Origin of the sequence: Prevotella sp. P2-180, from assembly GCF_002251435.1 — a bacterium.
Classification (GTDB): domain Bacteria; phylum Bacteroidota; class Bacteroidia; order Bacteroidales; family Bacteroidaceae; genus Prevotella.
The window spans coordinates 46856-59731 of the sequence record NZ_NPJI01000029.1; the positions used below are offsets into that span (position 1 = coordinate 46856).

At 43.0% G+C, this 12876-nt stretch carries 7 protein-coding genes; 3 read left to right on the plus strand and 4 right to left on the minus strand.

The genetic code is table 11. From position 1 onward, the window contains the following. Window positions 1-239: 239 nt before the first annotated feature. From CIK98_RS04380 to CIK98_RS04390, 3 genes are all read left to right on the plus strand, one after another. Window positions 240-1799, plus strand: coding sequence for an AAA-like domain-containing protein (locus tag CIK98_RS04380; RefSeq protein WP_094383066.1), 1560 nt, complete (start codon window positions 240-242; stop codon window positions 1797-1799). Between the two features lie 861 nt (window positions 1800-2660). Continuing rightward, a complete protein-coding gene (locus CIK98_RS04385) occupies window positions 2661-2861 on the plus strand; it encodes a hypothetical protein (RefSeq protein WP_094383067.1) in 201 nt (66 codons plus the stop codon). 193 nt (window positions 2862-3054) lie between these two features. Further along, the gene (locus CIK98_RS04390; protein WP_094383068.1) at window positions 3055-4176 is read left to right on the plus strand and encodes an ATP-binding protein; all 1122 of its coding nucleotides are present in this window, start codon (window positions 3055-3057) and stop codon (window positions 4174-4176) included. Between the two features lie 801 nt (window positions 4177-4977). Here the strand turns inward: CIK98_RS04390 and CIK98_RS04395 are convergent. From CIK98_RS04395 to CIK98_RS04410, 4 genes are all read right to left on the minus strand, one after another. After that, window positions 4978-6663, minus strand: a complete 1686-nt coding sequence (locus CIK98_RS04395; protein ID WP_094383069.1) for a C10 family peptidase — start codon at window positions 6661-6663, stop codon at window positions 4978-4980. Window positions 6664-6770: 107 nt separating this feature from the next. Then, a complete protein-coding gene (locus CIK98_RS04400; protein ID WP_094383070.1) occupies window positions 6771-7682 on the minus strand; it encodes a hypothetical protein in 912 nt (303 codons plus the stop codon). Window positions 7683-7718: 36 nt separating this feature from the next. Beyond that, window positions 7719-9353 (minus strand): RagB/SusD family nutrient uptake outer membrane protein, encoded by a 1635-nt coding sequence (locus CIK98_RS04405; protein ID WP_094383174.1) that lies wholly within the window; start codon window positions 9351-9353, stop codon window positions 7719-7721. 32 nt (window positions 9354-9385) lie between these two features. Next, window positions 9386-12637: a TonB-dependent receptor gene (locus CIK98_RS04410; protein WP_094383071.1), complete on the minus strand. Its 3252-nt coding sequence runs from the start codon at window positions 12635-12637 to the stop codon at window positions 9386-9388. Between the last annotated feature and the right edge of the window lie 239 nt (window positions 12638-12876).

The following is a 12876-nucleotide window of genomic DNA, read 5'->3' on the forward strand; positions in this document are numbered from 1 at the left end:
ATTCTGATAAGCAACGTAATTTATTTTTATCCATTGCTTCGGAGCGTATGGCAAAAGCCAAAAGCATTTTGATTCTTTTTTCCATAAATCTCTCTCTAAATTATTATTTTTCAAAAATCGCTGCAAAAATATACTAAATTAATATAATGTTTATACACGTATTTGCACAATGAATAATTTATGATTATCTTTGCAATATATATAGCACCTAAGAATACAAAATAATACAACTTATCGCAATGAAGACATTCAATACAACAGGTAAATGCATACCGTCACTTCATTATATGGTTGACATTAGTCATCAGGTGGAGGCTGCGGCTCAATTAGTGCGTGGCGGCAATTATTTCTGCATTAATCGTGGGCGTCAGTTTGGTAAGACCACCACTCTGTCTGTATTGAAGAACAAGCTCGACAATGAGGGATACTCGGTGTTCTCCCTAAGTTTTGAGGGACTTGACGACGAGGTTTTCTCTTCTCTTTCGCGTCTGTTGTATGTTTCCATGTATATGATGCAGTCATGCGTCGAATGGGGTAATGTGCATAATCTTTCCGAAGAGTCTGCAGCTGTGCTCAGGGAATTTAAGGACAGTGATTCGGGAGAACTGTCATCCATGAAATATTCCAAACTAATCGGTACATTGTGTATGACGAGCAAAGTTGTTGTTTTTATTGATGAGGTTGACTATGCCGGCAATCATCAGGAGTTTGTACAATTCCTCGGTTTATTAAGGGAAAACTTTCTCAATCGCGACAATCGTCCCGCATATCAGTCGGTAGTGCTTGCGGGGGTGTATGATGTGAAGAACCTTAAGCTCAAACTGCGTCCGGACGACCAGCATATGTATAATTCTCCATGGAATATCGCAGTGCCTTTTGACACCGACATGTGCTTGCCTGCACAAGGTATAGCCGATATGCTCAGTGAGTATATGTCCGACCACAAACTGCAATTTGACAATATCTCAGTGGCGCGCATGATATTTGACTATACCTCGGGTTATCCATTCTTGGTAAGTCGCATTTGCCAGATTATCGACACCTGTAATTATTCATGGGATAAGGATGGCGTACTTCGGGCGACTCATGATCTGCTTGTAGAGCGCAACACCTTGTTCGACGACATGGTGAAGAAACTAAATGAATATCCACAGCTTAAGGATTTACTCAAGGCTATACTCTTTGAGGGCAAGAAACGCTCATTCTATACCGACGAAAAATACCTGCAGATAGGTGTGATGTTCAACTTCATAAAGAATGATTATGGTAATGTAGCCATTGTTTGCCGACTGGTAGAGACAAGGTTATACAATCTGTTTATAGGAGAGAATGAGACTGCACGTATATTTGATATGGGACAACAAGACAAAAACAGTTTCATATGTGACGGACATATCGACATGCGCTTATTGCTTGAACGTTTCTGTTGGCATTTCAATGAGATATACAATCCCGAGAAGGATGAGGAATTCCTTGAGCGTAATGGCAGGATGATTTTCCTCACATACCTTCGCCCGATAATTAATGGTGTCGGCAACTATTATTGCGAGGCGCAGACGCGTGATATGACACGCACCGATGTAATAATTGACTATCTTGGAAAACAGTATGTCGTTGAATTGAAGATATGGCGTGGCAATGCTTATAATGAGCGAGGAGAAAAACAACTGAGTGATTATCTGGATTATTATAACCTTAACACAGGTTATATGATTAGCTTCTGTTTCAACAAGAATAAAAAGTCAGGCATTAATGAGGTTGTCATTGGTGACAAAATAATCATAGAAGCAATTGTATAGTAGGTATAATTATTAGTGTTTTCAGACATTAACCCCAAAGGTGCAGCCCCGGCAATCGGGGCTGCACCTTAATTTATTATACTCAACTTTCGCTTCTAACAATCTCCCTTACTTCCGAAACTTAAACATGTCAACTATATCTTATTCATTCTGATAGCTCGTTGGCTTTCGACTTCCAATAGAAGCCTGCTTCGCTATAACTCTACACTCTACATTAATTGAAGATAAACGATTTGTTTTCAGATAGTTACAGAATGTAGAGCTGAGAGGCACTCTACATTCGCTAACCTGTTGATTGTCAGCACGAAATTGCCAAATGATGTAGAGTGTAGGGTTGTAGCGGAGCAGGCTTATATACGAGCGAACAGAAACTTCAATAAGCAACAAGCAAGATGACTTCGGCCACTCTGTCACAGTTATGACAGTCGGCTGCCACAGTTATGACAGGCAACTGTCGTAAGGTGACAGTCGGTGTAACATAAGGCTACGTCGATTGGTTTGAGTGCTATAATCCGCAAGAACAATTAAATATCATTTAAATTTCCCTGATGATATCCATCTCCACTTGGGAAATAAACATTTGGTTCTTTTAAACAGTATTTCCATAAAACCGCTTATTCTAATAAGCAATATATGTAACGACTGAATAATCAATCAAAGAAATATGGCTAAAAACACAAAAAAGTGCTTGAAATATTTGGAGGGAAATTGTATAATTACTATCTTCGCACCCGATAATCTTGTTTTGGTGTATAAAAGCCATATACGATAATTGTGTTTTGGTGTATATATACTACATACAATAATCTTGTTTTGGTGTATATATAATATGAAACGTAAGATTTACAACCAGTTACTGGAATGGAAGCAAACATCACAAGCCGTCATAACATTTGTCCAGTCGAAGTGAAATCAACGCAAAGATACACCACTTCCTCACTAAACAAATTCTGCAGGAAGTTTGACACATATCTGCATACACCATACATCATTCATAGTGGTGACCTAAAGGTGGAGGGAAACACATTGTTCATTCCGCTTTATATGACACCGCTCTTATAATCATCATGATTTCCTGATGTAATAGAAAGGTGCAGCCTCGACAATCGGGGCTGCACCTTTTGCATTTTGTTTTATTAAATTGTCGTATTGATTACGGAATAGTGATAAATAATAATAATAATTAATGTTAATCCCTTGGAATTTTTCACTAAATGACTTATCTTTGCATTCCATAAAATATGGAACATAAAATATGGAACGACTGAATAATCCATTCGTCATCTATGGATACAAAGGTGCCGAATACTTCTGCGACAGGCAGAAGGAGACCGAGACAATAATGAGGGCTCTGCACAATGAACGCAACGTTGCGCTCATATCTCCGCGACGCATAGGCAAGACGGGGCTTATTCATCATGCTTTTGCCCAAATTACCAATGAACATCCAGATATAAGATGTTTTTATATGGATATCAATGCAACGCGTAACCTTCAACAGTTTGTTGAACTATTCGCCAAGACTGTTATTGGTAAACTGGATACCCCATCACAATCTGTCTTGCGAAAGATAACAACACTCTTTTCATCGTATAAGCCAGTGTTGTCAATTGATGAACTGACAGGGATGCCCTCATTTTCAATAACAGTTTCTAATGATCAAAAAGAGGAGTCGCTAAAGCATGTGCTTGATTATCTCAAAGATTCTGACAAGAGGATATATGTGGCAATAGATGAATTCCAACAAATATCAGAATATCCTGAAAAGAATGTTGAGGCATTGCTTCGTTCACACATACAATTCATTCCCAATGTGGTTTTTGTATTTGCAGGAAGCAAGCAACATATTATGGCAGAGATGTTTACTTCTGCCAAACGTCCTTTCTATCAAAGTTCTCAGATGCTTTCACTTTCACCTATTGACAAAAAGGTGTATTGTGAATTTGCCAATAACCTGATGGAGAAGAAATGTATGAAGTTAAGCGAGGATGTATTTGGATATGTTTATGACGTAGTTGATGGTCAGACATGGTATGTTCAGCATATACTAAATCGTTTATATGATATTGGTGGGGAGATTGACATTCGGCATGTGAATGATACTATAATGACATCGGTAATGGAGCAAGAGGTGGCATTTCTGAATTATTACGAGTCGCTCACATATAATCAGTCGCAATTGCTGCTTGCTATAGCAAGAGACAAGGCAGTGGAGTCGGTATTATCTCAAGATTTCATCCATCGTCATGGCTTACCAGCCTCAAGCAGTGTAAGCCTAGCCCTAAAGGCATTGATTGAAAGGGAGTTCGTATATAAATTCGATGGAAAGTATATTGTTTACGACCGATTCTTCGCAATTTGGCTAAGAAATTTGTGAAATTAAAGGTGCAGCCCCGGCAATCGGGGCTGCACCTTAATTTATTATACTCAACTTTCGCTTCTAACAATCTCCCTTACTTACGAAACTTAAACTTGTCAACTATAGCTTATTCATTCTGATAGCTCGTTGGCTTTCGGCTTCCAATAGAAGCCTGCTTCGCTATAACCCTACACCCTACATTAATTGAAGATAAACGATTTGTTTTCAGATAGTTACAGAATGTAGGGTGCCTCCTGACCCTTCATTCACCCTACATTCGCCCTACATTATTGCTTTTTCGGCGCTTTTTCGGCTTGATGTAGGGTGAATGTAGGGATGATGTAGGGCTGAGAGGTACCCTACATTCACTAACCTGTTGATTGTCAGCACGAAATTGCCAAATGATGTAGGGTGTAGGGTTGTAGCGGAGCTGGCTTATATACGAGCGAACAGAAACTTCAATAAGCAACAAGCAAGATGACTTCGGCCACTCTGTCACGGTTATGACAGTCGGCTGCCACAGTTATGACAGGCAACTGTCGTAAGGTGACAGTCGGTGTAACATAAGGCTACGTCGATTGGTTTGAGTGCTATAATCCGCAAGAACAATTAAGAGTGAATAGCCAAGAGTTATGATTACTCTTCTTTCATGGCGCAATTAGACAAAATAAACTTAACGTTTTTAACTTCCTAAAGTTGAATCTGCGGTTGAATCCGCGCGCTTATATAATCATTGTGTTTTCCTAATATAATAGAAAGGTGCAGCCTCGGTAATCGGGGCTGCACCTTAATTATATAATAGAATGAGGGAGACTACGTTTATTGGGCCATAACCTTGCGAACATTGTTTCCTTGTTTGAGGATGACAATATTGCGTGATGAGGGTGAAGAAAGGCGTTGGCCGGAGAGATTGAAGTATGAAGTAGAAGATTTCAACATATCATCCACTGTCACTTGGGATATACCTGATGTCACAGGCTCCTTGTCAATCGTGACCTTTCCGTCAGCCACCACTAAGTGTAGATAATTATTCATCTTGCCACCTTCAACCCTTGGCTCTACAAAATCGCCATTATATTTAAAAAACATCTTTACGATATATTCACCATCTTGAATATCAGAAGGCAACGAACAAACAAAAGCCAAATTTTGACGATAATAATAAGGCTCTAGAGTGATATAGAAATTACCCTTTTGTATTTTCTGTATAAAGTTGCCATTGTTGTCGTATAATCCAATGCCGTATGACCATTTGGCTGATATGGGATTAAAGTTGAAGATCTTTCCTACAGTGATATTAAAACTTTCATATCCAGTGCCGCTGCTTGCCAACTCAGTTGCATCCGTCTCAATGGGGGCTATAGCTGGCAAAGGCAGATAGTCGCCATCAATTCCGTCGTTGTTGGGAACAATACCATAAATAGCTGTCTGGCTATCCGTGAAGGCATAAGCTCCTGGATCAAGGCGGAAGATGTCGTAGTAGCCGTCATCATTGCCTCCCCAACCCCAGTTTACATGCACACGGTCTTTTTCGTCATATCCTGAAATGACAAATGCATGTCCTGCAGCATCCTGGCCTCCTCCTTTGGGTGAAGATGCACTATAATAAATGGGACGACCATCTACTATCTCCTGCTTCATTTTCACTAACCATTCCTCCTTAGACGAATAATAATCAGGACTGTCATACACCAAAGTGGTATGCTTATATCCAAAGAAATTGAACAATGCCAAAGGTACATTTTCATTAAATGCGCTACTTCCATTCTTGGAATAATTCATTTTCAAAGCTATTCCACAGTCGAACAGCAACTTTGCCACGGCATCTGCAGCTTCCTCGTCTTCTTTAAGTTCTTTCGTGGTGTTTTTCATCAAGTCCCATCTGTATTCACTCTTTGAGAAATCCACGCTTATGGCTTTACCATTGTATGTGGTAAATGATGCTCCCGTTCCTACATTAGGCCATTTGTGATAGTTCATGATTTGGCCCATAGCCACAGCCACACAACCCGCCGGACAATCATCGGGACAATACTTGTTGTAGGGGGCAGGCTGGTTCCATTGTGTCTTCACAATAGGTTCTACTTCGGCAGGAAGATCGCTTGAGCGAGTAGCTGAGTAATCACTTGCTACGGCAATGCCATTTCTGATATCCTCAACATATTGCGAATAAGAATCAAGAAAAAGTTTGAGTGCATCAGGCATTGACTGACTGTCAATGTGCCCTGTGGCTGAATAACCTATTATCTCTGGCAATTCGTCCTCTGCTGCCACTATGGCAAATCCCTTGCCGTCGGTGGAATTGAATATGTAATACCCCGCTTCACTAACTACCGACCTTGTTGATACGTATGGATTGCATATCATCACGTCTGTGTTGATATGTCGTTTACTTGTCAGAAAGTCAATAGCGATTTTCTTTGCCTTCTCTTCATTGATGGTTATGGCTGAAGCTGCCGAAGCTATCAAGAAGAATGATAACAGTAATAAAATCCCTTTTCTCATAATACAGATGATATTTATGATGGTTATTAGAAACAAACAAGAGGAATGGCTACTAATGCCATCCCTCTTGCCTTAAGATAATATTTTTGGTGGCACTCTAATTGTTATTAGAATCCCAACTCTGAAGCCAAATCATAGCCAGGGAATGCGAGGTAGAGGTTGTGAATACCAAAACCACCTAAACCTCCTACATACCAATACGGGGCGATTGTCAAGTATTGAATATTTCCCTCATCATCGTATGTTGCCACACTCTGGGCATCGTCTCCTGCAAAATCCGGACTAAGTTGTGATGGAAGGTGACCGAGGATGTCAATACCGGTATCCTGATATGAAGTGTTTATGCACAATGGAGTATCCCATGTTACATATCCATCCTTGGATACCTTAAATACGAAATAGTCCTTGTATGTACCAAGTGCACTGCCTGATGATGTTACGACATCATCGGTGTATAAACTCTTCACACGATAGTATTCTGGCTTGTCATCTCTCTGCTGGATTTCTATTTCATCCCAGAAACCATACCAGAAGTCATCAATCCACTGTCCTGTGCCAATACTGTTCCACTTCACGCGCACAGCCTTGAAGGTAAATGATTTCCTTGTAGAAGACTTATAAGGATTAACCACTTCCTCGTCAAGGGCAACCTCGAATGAATAGGTCTTGCCAACCTCTGCATTGTTGAATGTAGCCTTAACATTAGCCTCCTTGGCACCTGCTGCAAAATCAACAGTTGCGGGCACAACAAACACATCGTCGGTGTTGCTGAGCACTGTCAGGTTGTAGCTGGCAGCTGCATCAGCCTTTTCGCGGGTAACGGTGAATGTTACCTCTGTTGGATCGGCTGGGTCGAGCTCAAGAGACTGTCCCGACTCCTCTGCCACGAATGAAACGGCAGGACAATCGGCACTAACGGGCTCACCAGGAGTGTAGTCATTGTCATCGTCGCTACATGAACTCATTGCAAAGCCCAGCATTGAGATGCCTGCAAGCATAAATATCTTATTCAGTTTCATATATTTCTTTTATTATATTAATAATGTTATCACTAATTAGTCGGTTACACCATCGCGCAGATTTGGGTTCTGACCTGCTACAGGCAGCGAACCTTCAGTGTTGTCCACGATAGCCGAATTGTTGTCTTTCTCCGACTGTGGGAAGCGCATGTTCAACCAACCATCGTCAGCGGCGATATTAAACTGGAATGCATCTGCATAGTTGGTGGTGTTAGGACCATGGAAACGAACGATAGGCTTGTTAAGACGGCGGGCGTCGCTGACAGCGAAACCTTCACCCCAAAGCTCAACACGACGCTGGAACCAAATCTCGTCACGAAGTGTGCGTCCGGAAGGAATAGTGTAGTTGGGGTCACGATATGTCTTCACAAAGTTTGTGAGGATTTCCTTTGCCTTAGCCTCGTTGCCGCTGATGGCATAACCCTCAGCCTGGATAAGAATCATCTCCTCAACACGCATCAAGGGCCAGTCATTGTTATTCAATGTAGAACCAACGCCCGACTTCATGCCGAACTTAATGTTTGTATAAGGAGGAAGTTCTACCTTTGAACCATCGTCCAATACTAGGTTTGCAATCTCGTCACCTTTGGCAGTACCCCATGTGAGGTCAGCCCAGTTGGGAGAATGGAGGTTCTCGTCAATCCACCATCCCTTGCGCACGTCAGTTGCAGGAATCTTATCCCACAGAAGCTTGTTGATCATTGCAGTAGTACCGCAGGCAGCTCCATAGCCATCGCCGCACAATGAAGAAAGCCATGATGGAGCAGTGGCATATGGGAAGTAGTTGGCCTGATCATCGGTAATGTCGATAGCCCAAATCCAGTTGTGCTCTTCCATATCACAGAATGTAGGAACGCTAACCTCTGCGATAGATGCAGGCTCATAGCCCTGCATAGCCTTCTCGGCATCAGCGGCAGCCTCGGCACCCTTACCCATTGCGAGATAAGCGCGGGCACGCAGACCGTAAGCAACATTGGCATTCACGTATGCCTTGGAAGAACGTGTCTCGTCGAGATGGTCGATAGCCCATGTGAGGTCTTCAACTATTACATTATAAACTTGCTCAACAGTGGCGCGAGGGTTGTTTGTCACGTCAACCGTGTCGCTAAGCACAGGCACGCAAGGCTTGTCCTTGCTTGTCTCATAGCTGCCCTGGAAATAAGGAGCCAACGACAGATAGCTGTATGCCCTGAGAGTCTTTGCCTGAGCCTTCATGTTGATGAGGCTTGCATCCTCGGTATCCTCGGGTATAGTGGCAAGAATGTCTTTCACCATACCGATGAGAGTGTAAGGAGTCACATAGCGGATGTAAGGATTGGCGTAGCTGGGAGTACGTGATGAGTATTCACAAGCTGCAGAGAACCAGTTATATCCGTTGTCGGCACCAATCATGTCGGCACCCTCGAAATCCTGTGACAATGCCATCATAATAAAACCGAAATCGTCGGCACGTTGACTTGAGAAACGGGTTTCATAGTTCTGTGCAGGATTACCCATAAAGGTGAACATACCATTGAATGTAGCCTCTACACGGGTAGGAATGGCATTGACGATATCCTGAGACTGTTCCTTACTGAAGGCACCGCCACTATATATCTGTTCGTCGATGTCGGAGCAAGATGCAAGCATCAATCCTCCGAGCACCATTGTTGAAATTTTATATATCTTCATATTCATTTCTGTATTTTTGCGATGTTAACCAATTAGAAATTGAGGCTGATACCTGCTGTGATGGCACGTGTACCACTATAGCTACCTGATGCCTTACCCGAACCAGAAGTCATACCACCGATACCATAGTTGTAACGTGGGTCAAGACCCTTGCGCTTGGTGAGCAGGAAGAGGTTCTCGCCTGATACATATATACGTACGTTGGTAAGCTGCAGAGGAGAGATAATACTCTTGGGCAGTGTGTATCCAAGTGTCAGGTTGTTCAGACACAGATAGTTAGAGCTTGTGAGGAAGCGATCCTGAGGTGACTGTGACTCAATTCCTGGGTCATCAGCAGCAGCAGTGCTCAGACGTGGAACATCGCTGTTGGGGTTCTCAGGACTCCATGCGTTGAGAAGATCCTTGTGCATGGCATTACCCTGGCTCTGACCATTGTGCATCAACGTCTGGTATGTACCGTCGTAGATCTTACCTCCAAGCTGGAATGAGAACTGTGCTGCCAAGTCAAATCCGTAGGCGTTGAATGTAGTACCGAAACCACCATAGAAGTCTGGCAGAGTTGTGCCACAGTCATACTTAGTGGCCTTTGTGATGTCCTTAGTGGTTGTAGTCTCAGTGTGGTCGTAGTTGGCATCCTTGACAGAAGCTACCTCCTTGCCATCCTTGCCGATAAATGTATCCTTGTACCAAGTAGCCTTACCGTCGGTCTTGTCAACTCCGGCATACTTGTAGAGATATGCCTGATAAACAGTACCGCCTACCTTGATGATGCTGGTAGAATACTTCATTCCGTCCTCTGCGATTGAGGGATCGAGCTCTGTAATCTTGTTCTTGTTGTGTGTTACGTTGAAGTTTACGTCCCAGTTGATGTCACGACTGCGGATGATAGTTCCGTTCAATGTCAACTCAATACCTTGGTTACGCATAGAACCAACATTCACAGGATAAGAGCTTACTACCGAACCAGATGAAAGAGGAAGGTCCTTGAAGTAGAGCATATCAGAAGAGTTGCGGGTGTAGTACTCGAGAGTACCTGACAAACGGCTCTTGAACAATTCGAAGTCAATACCGAAGTTCCAAGACTTGATCTTCTCCCATGTAAGGTCAGGATTACCCATCTGAACCATTGTCACACCGTATGACTTGGTGTCCTCGTTGTACGTAGCTGAATACATGTCAGCATAAGCGTGACGTTTGTATGAGATACTTGAAAGGTTGTCATTACCTGTTAGACCGTAGCTCACCTTGAGCTTCAACTGGTCAATCCACTTCACATTCTCAAGGAAATTTTCCTTGTTCATCTGCCAAGCAACACCGAATGAACCGAAGTTACCCCAACGCTTGCCAGGAGCAAACACTGAAGATGCGTCACGACGATAAGATACTGTTGCGAAATACTTGTCATCATAGTCATACTGTACACGACCGAGGAAACCCTCTGTCATATAATCATCAGTATATGAAGACAATGACTTCTGAGAAGTACCGGCAGCATTTGACAACTCACCTACAAACGGGTTGTAGAGGTGGTCGTTGTAACCATAGTGATATTGCTCCTTGTAATTGTACTGCTCGTAACCTGCAAGAATAGCAATGTCATGCTTGCCGAATGCCTTGGCATAGTTGGCAAGATACTGCTGGTTGGTAGTGAAATAGCGGTAGGATGTAATTGCAACAGCTCCGTCAACGGAAGAACCTCCACCGAATGTGCTCTGAAGGTTACTGCGGCGGTTGGTTATGTTAGAAACACTGAAGTTTGCAGTAAGGTTAAGACCGTCGATGGGAGTCAGAACGGCTGCCCACTGACCTGTGAACACATCCTGGTATATCTTGTTCTGGTTGTATTCGTTGTCACGAACAGCATTACCTACAACTGCAGGACGCTTCTGGTTGGTCTGGTTGGAGTCATATACAATGCGGCCCTTGTCGGTCTTGATTGTTCCGTCGGCATTACGTACATAAAGAGGATAGATAGGAGCCATCATATTGCAGATGTAGAACACGTTGCCCGAGCTTGCCCATTCGTCTATAATGGCGGCCTTCTGGCTGTCGGTGTGAGTGAATCCGAGGTTAGTTGTGAACTTAATCCATGGCTTAGCCTGATACTCCACGTTTGTACGACCTGTATAACGGTTGTAGTCTGAGTTGTTTACGATACCACCATCGTTCAGATAACCAACGCTGGCAAAATAGCGCAGACGGTCGGAACTTCCTGATACAGAGAGGTTATACTCCTGACGGAATGAGTTGTGGAATGTCTCGTCATACCAGTTGTCGGCTGTATAGAAATATTCACCATCGCTATATCCCATCTTTGCGTTGGGGTTGAGCTTGAAGTTGGTACCGATGAGATTCTCTCCTTCAGGCACAGTGTAGATGTTGTAACCAAGACCACCGTTAGCCCCATTGAAGAGGTTGGCGTTGGCAAATGCGTATGCCTCCTCCATTGTCGAACCATTGTAGTACTTAGAGTTGAACATCGCACGATAATGTGTCTCGTAGTACTGAGCAGGATCGTCGATTACATCATACTGAGGAACAAGGCGTGAGTTAGAACCCCATTTAGCGTCGAAGGTAACCTGTGCATCCTGTCCGGCCTTTGCCTTCTTGGTTGTGATGATGACAACACCATTGGCACCACGTGCACCGTAGATGGCACTTGCCGAGGCATCCTTCAACACAGAGATTGACTCGATATCCTGAGGGTTGATGTTGGCAATTCCAGCCTCATAAGGTGCACCATCTACAATATAAAGAGGTGCAGAGCTTGCGCTCAGCGAACCGATACCACGAATACGGATAGTCGGGGCAGAACCAGGCTCGCCTGAAGATGTGGTTGCCTGAATACCAGCCACCTTACCTACAAGAGCACTTGTACCTGTTGAGCTAACATGGTTAGTAATGTCTGTCGTTTTGATTTCTGCTGCAGAACCTGTAAAAGCAGACTTTTTTGATGTACCATAAGCAACAACGATGATTTCGTCGAGCTTTTCGGCATCACTCTTAAGGATGATGCGCATGTTGGCGCGTGCACTTACCTCAATAGGTTCCATACCAATATATGAAACACTGAGGGTGTTCTTGCCTTTTGGGCAAGTGATGCTGAACTTACCGTTCGAGTCAGTTACGGTACCCGCATTGGTACCCACCACTTTAACAGTCGCACCGATTACTGGCTGTCCGTCCTCGTCGGAGATGACAGTACCCTTAACCTGCGTCTGTGCCACTGCCATTCCCACGCAAAGGAACAGAGTGGCAAAAAGCATTTTGATTCTTTTTTCCATAAAATCTCTCTCTTTTGACTTAAAAAAAATAAAATTCGGCGCAAATTTATACTAAATAAATTTAATAGCCAAACAATTTTATAAGAAAATGCAAAAAATAGTGCATTTCTTGTCATATTTCTACTATTTTCCATGAATTGACTCCATTTTTTTACACTTTTCGGGCACAAAGTAACAAATTTCAAATGATAGAAGAAAACAAAAATTTATAAAACGCGTGCGTGCGCGCGTAAGCGAAA